This is a genomic window from Aurantiacibacter flavus (genome assembly GCF_039710615.1).
Taxonomy (GTDB): domain Bacteria; phylum Pseudomonadota; class Alphaproteobacteria; order Sphingomonadales; family Sphingomonadaceae; genus Alteraurantiacibacter; species Alteraurantiacibacter flavus.
Genome location: NZ_JBDLBR010000001.1, coordinates 926,274 through 941,392, shown reverse-complemented (window position 1 = coordinate 941,392; position 15,119 = coordinate 926,274). Strand labels below are relative to the sequence as shown.

The window sequence follows — 15,119 nt, the reverse complement described above, 5'->3', positions numbered from 1 at the left end:
CAAACTTTAGCATACGCTGCTCTGTGAGAATATGTAGACGAGGGAGCGGATCCTCTTTCCCATAGTTTCCGCATGGCCTAGCCCCGCGAAAATGTACAACCACACTACTGTCCTTGGGGTCGATCGGTCGTTGTCCGGCAAACGCTGGCTGTGGCGGGGCGGCAATATGGCCCTTGCCTCCCCTGCCGAAGCTCTGAGCAACGACATTGTCACCCAGTTGCTGCTTTCGCGCGGTGTGGCTCCAGACGACCTCGACCGGCATCGCCAACCAAGTCTGCGCGGCTTCCTGCCAGATCCCTCGATCTTTCGCGACATGGACCGCGCGGCAGAGCGTTTGGCCGAGGCAGTGATCGCACAGGAACAGGTGACGATCTACGGTGACTATGATGTCGATGGGGCTACCAGTTCCGCTCTGCTGATCCGTCTGCTGCGCCAGTTGGGGCTGGATGCGGGGCACTATATCCCCGACCGCTTGCTCGAAGGCTACGGTCCGAGCGGAGCTGCGTTGGTCGAGCTTGGCCGCGCGGGATCGAGCCTTGTCGTAACGGTCGATTGCGGGGCAATGGCCTTCGATGCGCTGGCAGAGGCGCACGATGCGGGAATCGACGTGATCGTGGTCGACCATCACAAGTGCGCGCCTGAGTTGCCGCTTGCCCTTGCTCTGGTGAACCCGAACCGGCTCGACGAGGATGACGAGGCCGCCGCGCACGGACATCTGGCGGCGGTCGGGGTTGCTTTTGTTCTCGCGGTGGCGCTGGTGCGCCGCTTGCGCACCAGCGGATATTTCAAAGACCGGCCGGAACCCGACCTGATGGGTCTGCTCGATCTGGTGGCCTTGGGCACCGTGGCCGATGTGGCGGCGATTCGCGGGCTAAACCGCGCGTTCGTGGCGCAGGGGCTCAAGGTCATGGCCAAGCGTGCAAACATCGGAATGGCTGCGTTGATCGACGCCAGCCGCCTGAAAGCCGCCCCGCAGGCGAGCGACTGCGGCTTTGCCCTGGGCCCGCGAATCAATGCCGGCGGGCGTGTGGGCGAATCAACGCTCGGCGTGCGCCTGCTGACCACTGAAGACCCGGAGGAAGCACGGCAGATCGCCGCCCAGCTTTCCCAGCTCAACGAAGAGCGCCGCGCCATCGAGGCCGAAGTACAGGAAGAGGCCGAAACGCAGATCTCCGCGCAACATAACCGCGCGGTGATCACCGTGGCGGGAAACGGATGGCACCCCGGCGTGATCGGCATCGTGGCCGGGCGGCTCAAGGAAAAACATGGGCGTCCTGCCCTTGCGGTGGCGATCGACCCGGAGACCGGAGAAGGCAAAGGCTCTGGCCGCTCGATACAGGGCGTGGACCTCGGCGCAGCGATCATCGCCGCACGGGCTGAAGGACTGCTGGTGGCGGGTGGCGGGCACGCAATGGCCGCAGGCTTCACCGTGGCTGGGGATAAGCTCGAAGGCTTCTCCGACTGGCTCGACGAAAGGCTCGCCGAGCAGGTCGCCCGGGCCAGTGCGGAACAGACCATGCTGCTCGATATCGCGGTTGCTCCGGGCGGGCTGGTGCCCGATCTTGTTACCTCGCTCGAAGCGGCAGGCCCATATGGCATGGGCTGGCCCGGGCCGCGCGTCGCCGTGGGGCCGGTGCGGCTCGTTAAGGCCGACGTAGTCGGGAAGGATCACCTGCGCGTGATCGCTGCCGGGCAGGACGGCGCTTCATTCAAGGCAATCGCCTTTCGCGCGGCGGAAAGTGACATGGGGCAGGCCCTTCTGCACGGCGCGAGGGGTCGCTTGCTGCATCTGGCCGGGCGCGCCAAGATCGACGACTGGGGCAGCCGTCCCGCCGCCGAACTGCATCTGGAAGATGCCGCCTGGGCCGACTGATCTGCACAGTCTTTGCCCCGTGTTGCGATGAGGGGTTGACCCGAATCCAAAGCCCCCCTAAGTGCGCCGCTCGCCTCGCGCATGGCCCCTTCGTCTAGCGGTTAGGACGCGGCCCTTTCACGGCTGAAACACGGGTTCGATTCCCGTAGGGGTCACCAGCGCGAGGCGCGCTTTACTACACGGCCATTGCGGCCCCTTCGTCTAGCGGTCAGGACGCGGCCCTCTCACGGCTGAAACACGGGTTCGATTCCCGTAGGGGTCACCAGCCGGACTTAATCCGGCCCTCGCCAACTTCTCCCTAGCCAAGCCGCAAACCTTGTGCTGTGGCACGCAGCATGGGTGGACGTCCGCTGCCATATGCCGGTATCGCACTTGCGCTGATAACGGGCGCCGTTCTGGTCGCTGCCGGGATGGATTTCTGGCTTGTCGCCGGGGCATGCCTGGTGTGGATAGGTTCGCTCTGGCTGTTCGCGCCGCCGCCTCCTCCGCCCCGCACGCTCGAACTCGACAGCGTGAAGATGACGCGCTCGGGCATGCGCGACATGATCGAACATTCGGGCCTCCCGGTGCTGATGCTCGACGGAAATCGAATCATATCCGCCAATGCCGCCGCGCGCGAAGCGATCGGCGCGCATGTGGTCGGGCAGGACGCACGCGTTGCGTTGCGCCATCCGGCAGCCGTCGATCTGCTTTCCCGGCCCAAGGGCGGCTCGACTACTGTGCAGGGCCTCACCGGGCCACGGTCGAGCTGGCAGATGACGCGGCAACCGATCGACGAGCGTTATTGCCTGATCGAACTGGTCAACCGCACCGCCGAGGCCGATGTCAGCCGCGCGCATACCGATTTTGTCGCCAATGCCAGCCACGAGCTGCGTACGCCGCTCGCATCCATCATCGGCTATATGGAGACGTTGGAGGACGAAGGCGAAAGCGTCGATCCGAAACAGGCCAGCAAGTTTTACGGCACGGTCCTGCGAGAGGCCCGACGGTTGCAGGCGCTGGTCGACGATCTGATGAGCTTGAGCCGGGTGGAGGCGGAAAAGCACGACCACCCGCGCGAAAAAATCGACCTGCGACCAATCGTGATGCAGGCCGCGCGCGACGGGGCCGGCCCCAATCGAATCGATCGCCTCGTCTGCGACATTCCCAAAGGCGCATTTCCCGTACGCGGCGATTCGCGCCAACTCGAACAGCTCGTGCGCAATCTGGTCGATAACGCGATGAAATATGGTGGGCAGGATAAGCCCGTCACCGTCATGCTCGAACATGGAACACGCGAGATGGCGGTCATCACCGTGCGTGACGAGGGCGAAGGCATTGCGCCCGAACACATCCCGCACCTCACTCGCCGTTTCTACCGCACCGATCCGGGCCGCAGCCGCGCACAAGGCGGCACCGGACTGGGTCTTGCTATCGTGAAGCATATCGTCGAACGGCACCGTGGTCGGCTCGACATCAGTAGCAAGCTCGACAAGGGAACGACGGTGGAAGTGAAGCTTCCGCTGGTGACCGAAGCCTAGGTTCGCAGGCTGGCCTGAGAGACACAGTCCCCAAGAGTCACGAAATCAGGGGTTGCTTTGATCGCCGACCTTGGCTGTAGCCACCGCGTAACCTGGCTGACCTAGGTTGTGTTCGGAAGGAATTGGAATTGCCGATGGATGCGAAACCTGCCCTGCTCATGCTTGCGGCCGCCAGCGCGCTGCTTTCTGCCTGCGGCGATGCCGAGGAAGGCCGCGCGGGGATTCGCGCCGTGGGCTCCTCGACCGTCTATCCGTTTGCCAAGGTGGTGGCGGAGACCTTCGCTCGATCCTATCCCGAATATTCGTCGCCGGTTATCGAGGCGATCGGCTCGGGCGCGGGCATTGCACTGTTCTGCGGTGGTATCGGGCCGGATACGCCCGATTTTGCCCATGCTTCGCGCCGGATGAAGAAGAGCGAGTTCGAGACCTGCACCGCCAACGGTGTGAACGCCATCACCGAAATCCAGGTCGGCCTGGACGGTATCGCCTTCGCCTCTGCGCGTGATGGCATAACGATCGCCCTGACCCCCGAGATCGTCTATCGTGCTCTCGCAGCGAACCCTTATGGCGGCGAGCAGACGGCGAGCAACTGGTCCGATATAGATCCCTCGCTGCCCGATCTTCCGATTCTCGTTTATGGTCCGCCGTCGACCTCGGGCACGCGCGATGCGCTCAAGGAGCTGGTGCTCGCGGTCGGCTGCGAGGCCGGGCCTTTGCCCGATGGGCTGAGCGAAGAGGAAGAAGACCGGATCTGCACCGAAGTGCGGGCCGACGGAGCCTTCGTCGAACAGGGCGAGCAAGACAACCTGATCGTGCAGAAGATCGAGAGCAACCCCAACACCATCGGCGTGTTCGGTTATTCCTATCTCGAAGAGAACCTGGACAAGCTGCAAGGCCTGACGATGAACGGGGTCGCACCGACCTACGACAATATCGCCAGCTTCGCCTATCCTGGCGCGCGTCCGCTCTATGTCTATGTAAAGAATGACCATGTCGGCGCCATTCCCGGCATGGTCGAATATCTTCAGGTCTGGCGCGACAACTGGACGGCCGAGGGCCCGCTCGCCAAGGTCGGCCTGGTCGCCAACCCGGCCGAGAAGATGACCGAGATGGACGCAGCGATCTCTTCCCGCCCCGCACTCACCCCGGCCGATTTCCAGTAGCCGGACGAAGCGCTCAGCATGTCGCCTGCTTTGCCGATCCTGCTTGCTCTTGGCCTTGGCCTCGTGGCCTGGCTGTTCGCACGTGCGCGCGCGCAAACCTTCCGCGCCAACAGCACAGCGAGACGCCATGCCGCGCTACCGTCGCACTTCGGGTGGTATGCCGCGTTGTGGGTGGCGGTGCCGATGGCGCTGTTCCTGCTGGCCTGGGGGCCGATCTCGTCGCAGCTTGTCATGGCCGAGGTGCTGGATAGCCCGGCAGCGCGAGGCCTGCCCGCCTTTGGGCAGCAGCGCATGGCTATCCTCGCCGAAGCGCGCAATCTCGCCAGCAACCCGGGCGGACCGAACTTCTACGACGAGGCTCGCGCGCTGGCCGAGGTCTACGCCGCGTCGAGCCAGTTCTACACCTACATCGGGATCGGCATTGCCCTGCTGATCGCAGGCGCATCGGCAGTCTACGTCTTCCTGCGCCTCAAGCCCGACCTTGCCGCGCGCAACCATGTCGAACGCATGGTGATGGGCGTTCTGCTCGCCTTCTCGCTGGTGGCGATCTTCACCACACTCGGCATCTTCGCGACGCTGGTGTTCGAGACCTGGCGCTTCTTTAGCATGGTTTCGCCGCTCGATTTCCTGTTGGGCATCCAGTGGAACCCCGATCCGATGAGCGGGGTCGAAGCTATCGACCCCAGCCGCTATGGCGCGGTGCCGCTGTTCTGGGGCACGCTGTTCATCGGAGCGATTATTGCCATGATCGTGGCGATCCCAATCGGCATGATGAGCGCCATCTACCTCACCCAATATGCCAACCCGCGCTTCCGCGCCTGGGCCAAGCCTGCGCTTGAGATTCTCGCAGGTGTGCCCACCGTGGTTTACGGATATTTCGCCGCGCTCACCATCGGCCCTGCGATTCGCGATCTGGCCGTGGCCGTCGGCGTGTCCAATCCATCGAGCGAGAGCGCGCTTTCGGCCGGCCTGGTGATGGGCGTGATGATCATTCCCTTCGTTTCCTCCATGGCCGACGATTCTATCGCCGCCGTGCCATCGGCGATGCGCGATGGCAGCCTCGCAATGGGCGCGACCAAGAACGAGACGATCCGCCGCGTGCTGGTTCCCGCCGCGCTGCCAGGCATTGTGGCAGGGGTGATGCTGGCGATCAGCCGCGCCATCGGTGAGACGATGATCGTGGTGATGGCCGCTTCGACTGCCGCCAATCTCACCGCCAACCCGCTCGAGGCGATGACCACCGTGACAGTGCAGATCGTCGCCCTCCTCACCGGCGAAGGCAGCTTCGATCATCCGACCACGCTGGCCGCTTTCGCGCTCGGCTTCGTGCTGTTCATGGTGACGCTGGCGCTCAACTTCATAGCCCTGCGCGTGGTGAAAAGGTTCCGTGAAGCCTATGATTGACACCGCCGCCCCTCTCGGTCCCACCCGCACCCCGGCCTTCGCCGCCCGGCTGAAGAAGCGCTACGCTGCCGAGCGGCGCTTCAAGTACCTCGGCATGGCGGCGGTGGGCTTCTCGATCGCCATGCTGCTGTTTCTGCTGGTGACGATGACGCTAAACGGGCTGGGCGGGTTTCAGCGCGCCGAGTTGCGGCTGGAGATCGACCTTTCCGGGGCCGCCCTCTCGCTCGATCCAACAGTGGATAGCGACGCGGTGCAGATCCGCGCGCTCGAAAGCCAGGGACTGCCCGACGTCGTCGCCTTCTCGGCCGAGCAGAGCCTGGGCGAACAAGGCGCCGAACAGCTGAACACGGATGCCTGGCGCTCGGTCGCCGAGCGTATCATTGCCGATCCCACGATCCTCAATCGGTCTACCACGCTATGGCTTCCGGCGAGCAACTCGCTTGCCTCCGCTTTTGCCGGAGACGGCCAGCTCCAGCTTCAGCCGTTGGCCGAGAGGCTCGCGGCCGAAGGCAAGCTGGCCGAGCGCTTCGACATCGGCTTCCTTGCCCGGTCGGACGCGACCGACCCGCAGCTTGCCGGCATCTGGGCCGCGCTCAAAGGCTCGATCCTGACGATGATCGTCACGCTTGTTCTCGCTTTTCCAATCGGTGTGCTGGCGGCGCTTTACCTCGAGGAGTATGCACCGAAGAACCGCTGGACCGAGATCATCGAGGTTTCGATCAACAACCTTGCCGCCGTGCCCTCGATCATTTTCGGCCTCCTGGGCCTTGCCGTGTTCCTCACTATCTTTCCCGGTTACCGTTCGGCGCCGCTGATCGGCGGCCTGACCCTCGCGCTGATGACCATGCCGGTAATCGTCATTTCGGGGCGCAACGCGATCAAGGCGGTTCCGCCTTCGATCCGCGACGGCGCTCTTGCCATCGGTGCCTCGCCGATCCAGGTGGTTTTTCACCATGTGCTTCCACTGGCGCTGCCCGGCATCCTCACCGGCACCATCATCGGCATGGCGCGCGCTCTCGGCGAAACTGCTCCGCTGCTGCTCATCGGCATGCGCGCCTTCGTTGCCACTCCGCCTGATGGGTTTACCGACAACGCCACGGTGTTGCCGATGCAAATCTTTCTCTGGTCGGACGAAATCGACCGCGGGTTTGTGGAACGCACCAGCGCGGCTATTATCGTCCTCCTCGTGTTTCTCCTGCTGATGAATGGCCTTGCCATTTACCTGCGCAACCGCTTCGAGAAAAAATGGTGATGACCGACAATCCGGAAGCCCCGCAAGTGCGGGCGGCCATGCCCTCGATCGACGCCGAGCGCGCCGAGCATGGCCCCGCAAAAATGACCGCGCGCGACGTGTCGGTTTACTATGGCGACAAACAGGCGATCGACACGGTATCGATCGACGTGTTCAGCGAATATGTGACCGCCTTTATCGGCCCCTCCGGCTGCGGCAAGTCAACCTTCCTGCGCTCGCTCAACCGCATGAACGACACCATCCCCTCGGCGCGCGTCACTGGCAAGATCGCGCTCGATGGCGAGGACATCTACGACAGCGGGATGGACGTCGTGCAACTTCGCGCACGGGTTGGCATGGTGTTCCAGAAGCCCAATCCGTTCCCCAAGTCGATCTACGAGAACATCGCTTACGGCCCACGCATTCACGGGCTGGCCGACAGCAAGGCCGATCTCGATGTGATCGTGGAAAAGAGTCTGCTCCGCGCGGGCCTGTGGAACGAGGTCAAGGATCGGCTGACCGATACCGGCACCGCGCTTTCAGGCGGCCAGCAGCAGCGTCTGTGCATCGCGCGCGCCATTGCGGTGGAGCCCGAGGTGATCCTTATGGACGAGCCGTGCAGCGCGCTCGATCCGATCGCTACCGCCAAAATCGAGGAACTTATCGATGATCTGCGCGGTAATTATGCTATTGTGATCGTCACCCATTCGATGCAGCAAGCAGCGCGCGTGTCGCAGCGAACTGCCTTTTTTCACCTCGGCCATCTGGTCGAATACGGTCTTACCTCCGATGTCTTCACCAACCCGGCGGAAGAACGGACCAAGGACTATATTACAGGGCGTTACGGCTGATGAGCGAACATACCGTCAAGGCCTTCGACGAGGACATCACCCGCCTGCGCGGGCTGATCGCCGAAATGGGCGGTCTGGCCGAGCTTGCGATCCATCAGGCGATGGAGGCCATGCTGAATGGTGATGAGGTGCTCGCCGCCGAGGTGGTGGAGCGCGACAAGAAGCTCGACACGCTTGAGGCCGAGGTCGATGCGATGGCGGTTCGGATGCTCGCCCTGCGCGCGCCGATGGCTGACGACTTGCGCGAAATCATTGCCGCGCTGAAGATCGGCGGCGTGATCGAGCGGATCGGCGACTATGCCAAGAACATCGCCAAGCGCACCGGCCGCATCGAAGGCCGCGCCCGGTTCGAGCCGCTCACGCTGCTGCCGGCCATGGCCGAGGTGGCCATCGAGATGGTCCACGACGTGCTGACCGCCTATGCTGCGCGCGACCCCATCGTGGCGCGCGACGTGATCGAAGCCGACGCCAAGGTCGACGCTTTCTACGACAGCATCTTCCGCAATTATGTTAGCTACATGGTAGAAAATCCTGCCACCATTTCGAGCGCGGCGCAGCTGCTGTTCGTGGCGCGCAATATCGAGCGGATCGGCGACCATGCGACCAACGTGGCCGAAATGGTTCACTTCGCCGCGGTCGGCACCTATCCACAGGATATCGAACGCTAAAGGCGGTTCGTTGTCAGCGTTGTGTCTCATTGTCACAAATCTGTCGAAAAAATGCCATAACCGCGTGACGTCGGCCCGCGCTTGTGCGGCCGCCCATGAGGTTTCGCATTATGTCCACTCCCAAACTCCTGCTGGTCGAAGACGATACGGCGCTTGCCGAACTGCTCGAATACCGCTTCGCCAGTGAAGGCTACGAGGTGCGCACCAGTGCGGATGGTGACGAGGCACTGGTCATGGCGGCTGAGGAGACGCCCGATCTGGTCCTGCTCGACTGGATGATCGAGGGCACCAGCGGGATCGAGGTCTGCCGCCGTCTGCGCCGCGACAAGGCGACCGCCCACGTTCCGATCATCATGCTGACCGCGCGCGAGGCCGAGGATGATCGTGTGCGCGGGCTGGAGACCGGCGCCGACGACTATGTAACCAAACCGTTTTCGCCGCGCGAGTTGCTGGCGCGTGTATCGGCAGTGCTGCGCCGCGTGCGCCCGGCGCTGGCGGGCGAGACGATCGAGACGGGCGACATCAAGCTCGATCCGGTCGCGCATCGGGTGGAGCGCCGTGGCCGCTCCCTGCAGATCGGCCCGACCGAATATCGCCTGCTCAAGTTCTTCATGGAGCACCCGCGCCGGGTGTTCTCGCGCAGCCAGTTGCTAGACGCGGTATGGGGCACGGGCAGCGAGATCGAGGAGCGCACGGTCGACGTGCATATCCGCCGCCTGCGCAAAGCCATCGCGTTCGACAATGCGCGCGATCCGATCCGCACCGTGCGCTCTGCGGGTTACGCGCTCGAACCGGTCTGAGCCTAGCGACAGGCGCCGATCATTGCCGGGCGCCCCTGGTCGAGGTGGAAGTGATCGGCGTGCGCGGCGTTGTAGTCCGGCGATAGGACGGTTCCGAAGCTGGCGCAGGCCCTGTCGCGTGCGGCATAGAGGAACTGGCCGCGTCCGCCCTCGTCGTCCCAGTCGTCGAGCACGCTGATCCGACGGCCATCCTCCAGCACGAAAGCGGCGATGTCGATGGCGTTGCCGGTGGCGTGTTCGCTCCAGTCGCCGCTATCCGCGCCATACATCCGGCGGCACGAATAGGTGCCGAGCTGCTCGATCCGCGCGATAGGCGAGCCGAGCATATCTGTGGCGAGCGGCGTGAGGTCTTGCGTCCACAGTTCCAGCCCGATTGCGACCGGGCAGGTCATTTGCGGGCGGGCGGGCGTCAGCGAAAGGTGCAGCAGCGTCAGCCGATCTTCACGGCGACACTCCCCCTCACCTGAGGGATCGAGCGCGGTAAAGGTCACCTCGCTGCTGGTGAGCACGGCGCGGCACTCGGCCATATCCTCGCGCGCCAGTTCGAGCTTGGCGGCGGTGGCCCAGCCCCGTTCCTGGCGCAGATCGAGCGGTGCCCAGGGGTTATGCTGCGGGTTCTCCTGCAGCCATATCCACCCCGCATATACGAAGGCGACCAGCGCCATGAGGCTGGCCCAAGTTCCAGGCGCTGGTAATCTGCGCGATTGGCGGCGTCGCTTTGGTCTGGCCATGTCAGTGAAAGTCGCGGGACTTGGGAATGATCCGAAGATCGCGCGGATGGCCTCGCAAATCGGGGCCGTGGAAGCCGCAATCGCGGTTGCCGGGCGGAGGATCTTGCCACGGTTCGACCGGATCGTCCGCCCCTTCGCGCAGATTGTCGCGCGGGTTGACCTTGCCGCTGGGCAGTGGCGACTTGATGTGATCGGCGCGCGCGAGCGGAGTGGAGAGCAGGTCATCCGACAGGAGATGCAGGTCGTGTGTCGTATCGGTGATATGCTGGGCGATGATGTGAACCACCTCGTCGTCATACTCGACCCGCCCGCGCACTTCCATCAGCCGTGCGCCCATCACCACGCGGCGCAAACGCTCCATCAGGTCGGGCCAGACAACCACGTTGGCGATGCCGGTCTCATCCTCGATGGTGATGAAACAAACGCCCTTGGCCGAACCGGGGCGCTGGCGGATCAGCACCACGCCGGCGACCTGCACCATCGTGCGGTTCTTGCGCGCGCGCAGGTCGGCGGCGCGGACAAACCCGCGCTCGCCCAGCGAGGCGCGCAGGAAGCTCATCGGGTGCGCTTTCAGGCTGAGCCGCGTGGTCTGATAATCAGTGACGACCTCCTCGCTGAGCGGCATTGTGGGGAGCACCGCCCGGCCCCGCTCGGCGCCTTCATCGCGCGTTTCGGCATGGGTGAACAGCGGCAGATCGGGCGCGGCGACGAGGCTGCGCGCATCCCACAGCGCCTGCCTGCGGCTGAGGCCTAGCGAGCCAAAACAGTCGGCGCTGGCGAGCTTTTCGATATGCGGGGGGATCAACCGCGCGCGTTCGCGAAGATCGCTCACATCGGCAAAGACACCTTCCGCCTGCCGTGCGGCGACCAGCATGGCGGCAGCGTGTTCGGGCAACCCATCGAGTTGGCGAAAACCCAAACGCAGGGCGATGTGACGGTCCTGCCTGGCGGATTGGCGGGCCTCTGTGAGTGAAACTCCACTCCGCGTCTCCGCGCCTCCGCGTGAATCCTCAACAAGCTCCAGCGTACAATCCCACTCCGAGTGGTTCACATCGACCGGCAACACCACGACACCATGCTCGCGCGCATCGCGCACGATTTGCGCCGGGGCATAGAACCCCATCGGTTGCGAATTGAGCAAAGCGCAGGCAAAGGCCGCGGGGAAGTGACACTTCAGCCAGCTTGAAACATAGACCAGATGCGCGAAACTGGCTGCGTGGCTTTCCGGAAAGCCATATTCGCCAAAGCCCTTGATCTGGTTGAAGCACCGCTCCGCAAACTCCGGGTCATAGCCCCGCTTTATCATGCGTCCGACCATCATATCCTGCAGCTCGTCGACCATGCCCCGGCTGCGGAAGGTGGCCATGGCCTTGCGCAGCCGGTTTGCCTCAAGCGCGCTGAACTTCGCCGCATCGAGCGCGATCTTCATCGCCTGCTCCTGAAAGATCGGCACGCCCAAGGTCCGCTTGAGAATGCTCGACAGTTCATCAGGCGGGCCGTGTTCGGGGCTCGGCGCGGGTATCTCCACCGCCTCTGCCCCGCGTCTTCGGCGCAGATAGGGGTGGACCATATCGCCCTGGATCGGGCCGGGGCGCACGATCGCGACCTGGATCACGAGATCGTAAAACTCGCGTGGGCGCAGCCGGGGCAGCATGTTCATCTGCGCCCGGCTCTCGACCTGGAACACGCCCAGCGAATCGCCCCTTCGCAGCATGGCATAGGTCTCCTCGTCCTCGCGCGGCACCGTCGCCAGCGTCAGCGTGCGGCCATGGTGATCCTCCAGCAGATCGAGGCATTTGCGGATGCAGGTCAGCATCCCCAGCGCCAGCACGTCGACCTTGAGGATGCCGAGCGCGTCGATATCATCCTTGTCCCACTCGATGAACGAGCGCTCGGGCATGGCGCCATTGCCGATCGGCACCGTTTCGGTGAGCGGGCTGGCGGTGAGGATGAAGCCGCCGACATGCTGGCTGAGATGGCGCGGCATCCCGATCATCTGCTCGGTCAGTGCCAGCACGCGCCTGAGGTGCGGGTCGGATAGGTCCATGCCGATTTCCTCGGCGTGGCGGTGGCTCACCTCGCGGCCCATGCTGCCCCAGACCGTGCGCGCCAGCGCCGAGGTTACGTCTTCGCTGAGCCCCATCACCTTGCCCACCTCGCGGATGGCCATGCGCGGGCGGTAGTGGATCACCGTCGCGCACAGCCCCGCACGGTGGCGGCCATATTTTTTGTAGATGTACTGGATCACCTCTTCGCGCCGCTCGTGCTCGAAATCGACGTCGATATCGGGCGGCTCCTTGCGCTCCTCGGAGATGAAGCGATCGAACAGCAGCGCGTGTTTGGCGGGATCGACGCTGGTGATGCCGAGCACGTAGCAGACCGCCGAATTGGCCGCGCTGCCGCGCCCCTGGCACAGGATCGGCGGCTCCTGCCCGCGGGCGAAATCGACGATGTCCTTGATGGTGAGGAAATAGCGCGCGAGGCCGAGCTTGCCGATCAGCTTGAGTTCGCGCTCCAGCGTTTCGCGGACCGATGAGGGGACGCCTTGCGGAAACTCCTCGGGCGGATAGCACCGCTCCGCACCGAGCCATGTCTCGGCTTCAAGATGCTCCTGCGGGTTGCGGCCTTCGGGGTATATCTCCTCGGGGTAGTCGTAGGTCAACTGCTCCAGATCGAAGGTGCAGGCATCGGCCACCTGCCGTGCCGCTGCAATCGCGTGGGGCCAGCGGGCGAACAGGCGCTCCATCTCCTGCGGAGACTTCAGGTGCCGTTCGGCATTGGCGTGGAGCAGGTGGCCCGCCTGGGCGATGGTGGTCTTGTGGCGGATCGCGGTCATCACGTCTTGCAGCGGACGGCGTTCAGGGGCGTGGTGGTGGACATCGTTGGTGGCAAGGATCGTCATACCATTGGCGCGCGCGAGCATGTCGAGCCGCTCGATCCTCGCGATGTCATCGCCGGCATAGAGGAAGCTGGCGGCGAGATGTTTCAGGTTAGGCAGCTGGCGGGCGAGATGCGGGAGCAGGTCGGCATACGCCTTGGTGAGCGGACGGGTTTTGGGTTCACGCGAAGACGCGGAGACGCGGAGGTTTTGAGGGCGCTCGCAGAGGCGCAGAGGCGCAGAGGGCTTACGCTCGCGGCTCAGCCGCTCTTCATCTCCAACTTTTCCGGCAGATGTGACGGAGCGTGTGGAATTGCCGCTTTGCGGAGAAGTGCCCTCTCTGTGCCTCTGCGCCTCTGAGAACGAAATACTACTCCGCGCCTCCGCGTCCCCGCGTGCTTCTTGCACCGGAAAGGCCACCACATTATCTTCTACCGCAATGGTGAACTCCGCCATCAGATCGCGCGGTGGCAGCGCGATCAAGTGTACCCCTTCACAATGAGCCGCCAGCATCGCCAGCGAAATCGCGCAAGCGCCCTTGTCCTGCCACTCGCCGCTCAACGTCTGCATCCGGCCTGCCGAAATCAGCCGACACAACCGACCATAGGCGGCGCGATCCTGCGGATAGGCGAGGAAGGCCAGCCCCTCGACTGTCTCGATCCGGCAGCCGATCACCGGACGCAGCTTCAGTGCCTTGGCCTCGCCATGCACTCTCACCACGCCTGCCATCGAGTTGGCATCGGCAATGCCCAGCGCATCATAGCCCAGCGCCCGCGCGGTGAGCGCAAGGTCGACCGCATCGGAAGCCCCGCGCAGGAACGAGAAACAGCTCATCACCCCCAGCTCGACGAAGCTGGCGCGCGAGGGCTTACCGATCAGCGCAGGATCGGTCGCGACATGGCGCTTGCCGGGTGTGAGCGGAGCGTCAGGCATCTCTTCCTCACACGCCTTCACAGCGGGTGACACGACTTCCGATAATCGCAGCCTGCAACATATGTTCTATATATGTTCTTAAAATTGCAGCGCCAACAACATTCGTCTATCGCTGAACCTTTCCATTCGGCCTGCGCACGGCTAGAGCACACTGGCGGCCGGGCCCCTCTGGCGAGCTTGTGCTCGTGATGTCGGACGCTTCAACAGGGGCCGTTTCGCAATGCGGTCCCCATTAACAGGGACCATTGATGGATATCCTCGCCCTCCTTTCCGATCCCGGCGCATGGCTCGCGCTGCTTACGCTGATTGCGCTCGAAGTCGTCCTTGGGATCGACAACCTGATCTTCATCGCCATTCTTTCGAACAAGTTGCCCGTGGACCAGCAGCAGCGCGCGCGCCGCATTGGCCTCGCGCTGGCTCTGGTGATGCGGATTGGCCTGCTGATGCTGATCGGCTGGCTGGTCACCTTGCAGGCGCCGCTGTTCGATCTCGGCATTCGTGGCGCCCCCGGCCCCTATGGCGAGCCGACTTTCGATACCGCCTTCTCCGGCCGTGACCTGATCCTTCTGGCAGGCGGCCTGTTCCTGCTGTGGAAGGCCACCAAGGAGATTCACCACTCGATGGAGCCGGAGGACAATTCGGGTGATCTGCTGGACAAGACCCCCGGCATGGCCGCCGCGGCGACGGCCACTTTCGGCACGGTGATCCTCCAGATCGTGGCAATCGACATGGTGTTCTCGGTCGATTCGATCCTCACCGCCGTGGGCATGACCGACGAGATCCCGATCATGGTCACGGCCGTGGTGATCACCGTAGGCGTCATGATGGTGGCGGCTGATCCTCTGGCCAAGTTCATCGAGAAGAACCCGACGCTGGTGATGCTTGCCTTGGCCTTCCTGGTGATGATCGGCCTCGTGCTGATCGCCGACGGTTTCGGCGTTCACGTGCCGAAGGGCTATATTTATGCGGCGATGGGCTTCTCTGTCGGCGTGGAGATGCTGAATATGGTGCAGCGCAACCGGCGGGTGAAGAAGGCGGCGGGGTGATTGTTCGCAGGGGTTGTGCAC

11 protein-coding genes and 2 tRNA genes are annotated in these 15,119 nt (G+C 63.8%); 11 read left to right on the top strand and 2 right to left on the bottom strand.

Features of this window, described 5'->3' with window-relative positions:
* Positions 1-91 precede the first annotated feature (91 nt).
* From recJ to phoB, 10 genes are all read left to right on the top strand, one after another.
* Positions 92-1,873 (top strand): single-stranded-DNA-specific exonuclease RecJ, encoded by a 1,782-nt coding sequence (recJ, locus tag ABDJ38_RS04410; RefSeq protein WP_346783841.1) that lies wholly within the window; start codon positions 92-94, stop codon positions 1,871-1,873.
* An 83-nt stretch (positions 1,874-1,956) separates the two neighbouring features.
* Positions 1,957-2,031 (top strand) — tRNA-Glu (locus ABDJ38_RS04405).
* Between the two features lie 32 nt (positions 2,032-2,063).
* Positions 2,064-2,138 (top strand) — tRNA-Glu (locus ABDJ38_RS04400).
* A gap of 70 nt (positions 2,139-2,208) precedes the next feature.
* A complete protein-coding gene (locus ABDJ38_RS04395) occupies positions 2,209-3,393 on the top strand; it encodes a sensor histidine kinase (protein WP_346783840.1) in 1,185 nt (394 codons plus the stop codon).
* A gap of 134 nt (positions 3,394-3,527) precedes the next feature.
* The gene (locus tag ABDJ38_RS04390; protein ID WP_346783839.1) at positions 3,528-4,556 is read left to right on the top strand and encodes a substrate-binding domain-containing protein; all 1,029 of its coding nucleotides are present in this window, start codon (positions 3,528-3,530) and stop codon (positions 4,554-4,556) included.
* A gap of 18 nt (positions 4,557-4,574) precedes the next feature.
* Entirely contained in the window at positions 4,575-5,960 is a 1,386-nt protein-coding gene (gene pstC, locus ABDJ38_RS04385; RefSeq protein WP_346783838.1) for a phosphate ABC transporter permease subunit PstC, read from the top strand.
* Complete coding sequence (pstA, locus tag ABDJ38_RS04380; protein WP_346783837.1) at positions 5,953-7,212, top strand: phosphate ABC transporter permease PstA; 1,260 nt, start codon at positions 5,953-5,955, stop codon at positions 7,210-7,212. Before pstC ends, pstA begins: the two co-directional genes overlap by 8 nt.
* A gap of 38 nt (positions 7,213-7,250) precedes the next feature.
* Positions 7,251-8,042, top strand: coding sequence for a phosphate ABC transporter ATP-binding protein PstB (pstB, locus tag ABDJ38_RS04375; RefSeq protein WP_346783925.1), 792 nt, complete (start codon positions 7,251-7,253; stop codon positions 8,040-8,042).
* Entirely contained in the window at positions 8,042-8,710 is a 669-nt protein-coding gene (gene phoU / locus ABDJ38_RS04370) for a phosphate signaling complex protein PhoU (RefSeq protein WP_170308108.1), read from the top strand. Before pstB ends, phoU begins: the two co-directional genes overlap by 1 nt.
* 110 nt (positions 8,711-8,820) lie before the next feature.
* Positions 8,821-9,510 carry a phosphate regulon transcriptional regulator PhoB gene (phoB, locus tag ABDJ38_RS04365; RefSeq protein WP_346783836.1) on the top strand — a complete coding sequence of 230 codons (690 nt, stop codon included), beginning with the start codon at positions 8,821-8,823 and terminating at the stop codon, positions 9,508-9,510.
* 2 nt (positions 9,511-9,512) lie between these two features.
* Here phoB and ABDJ38_RS04360 read toward each other — a convergent pair whose 3' ends face one another.
* Both ABDJ38_RS04360 and ABDJ38_RS04355 read right to left on the bottom strand, forming a co-directional pair.
* Positions 9,513-10,175, bottom strand: coding sequence for an extensin-like domain-containing protein (locus ABDJ38_RS04360; protein ID WP_346783835.1), 663 nt, complete (start codon positions 10,173-10,175; stop codon positions 9,513-9,515).
* Positions 10,176-10,242: 67 nt separating this feature from the next.
* A complete protein-coding gene (locus tag ABDJ38_RS04355) occupies positions 10,243-14,052 on the bottom strand; it encodes an error-prone DNA polymerase (protein ID WP_346783834.1) in 3,810 nt (1,269 codons plus the stop codon).
* A 248-nt stretch (positions 14,053-14,300) separates the two neighbouring features.
* Between ABDJ38_RS04355 and ABDJ38_RS04350 the strand changes: the two genes are divergently transcribed.
* On the top strand, positions 14,301-15,098 hold the full coding sequence (locus tag ABDJ38_RS04350; protein ID WP_346783833.1) for a TerC family protein: 798 nt from the start codon (positions 14,301-14,303) through the stop codon (positions 15,096-15,098).
* Positions 15,099-15,119 lie beyond the last annotated feature (21 nt).

Bases quoted from the DNA above. Each gene is read 5' to 3' on its own strand.
- ABDJ38_RS04355 (WP_346783834.1), bottom strand. From the start codon at position 14,052: ATGCCTGACGCTCCGCTCACACCCGGCAAGCGCCATGTCGCGACCGAT.
- ABDJ38_RS04360 (WP_346783835.1), bottom strand. From the start codon at position 10,175: ATGGCGCTGGTCGCCTTCGTATATGCGGGGTGGATATGGCTGCAGGAG.
- ABDJ38_RS04395 (WP_346783840.1), top strand. From the start codon at position 2,209: ATGGGTGGACGTCCGCTGCCATATGCCGGTATCGCACTTGCGCTGATA.
- phoB (WP_346783836.1), top strand. From the start codon at position 8,821: ATGTCCACTCCCAAACTCCTGCTGGTCGAAGACGATACGGCGCTTGCC.
- pstC (WP_346783838.1), top strand. From the start codon at position 4,575: ATGTCGCCTGCTTTGCCGATCCTGCTTGCTCTTGGCCTTGGCCTCGTG.
- recJ (WP_346783841.1), top strand. From the start codon at position 92: ATGTACAACCACACTACTGTCCTTGGGGTCGATCGGTCGTTGTCCGGC.
- phoU (WP_170308108.1), top strand. From the start codon at position 8,042: ATGAGCGAACATACCGTCAAGGCCTTCGACGAGGACATCACCCGCCTG.
- ABDJ38_RS04390 (WP_346783839.1), top strand. From the start codon at position 3,528: ATGGATGCGAAACCTGCCCTGCTCATGCTTGCGGCCGCCAGCGCGCTG.
- pstA (WP_346783837.1), top strand. From the start codon at position 5,953: ATGATTGACACCGCCGCCCCTCTCGGTCCCACCCGCACCCCGGCCTTC.
- pstB (WP_346783925.1), top strand. From the start codon at position 7,251: ATGCCCTCGATCGACGCCGAGCGCGCCGAGCATGGCCCCGCAAAAATG.
- ABDJ38_RS04350 (WP_346783833.1), top strand. From the start codon at position 14,301: ATGGATATCCTCGCCCTCCTTTCCGATCCCGGCGCATGGCTCGCGCTG.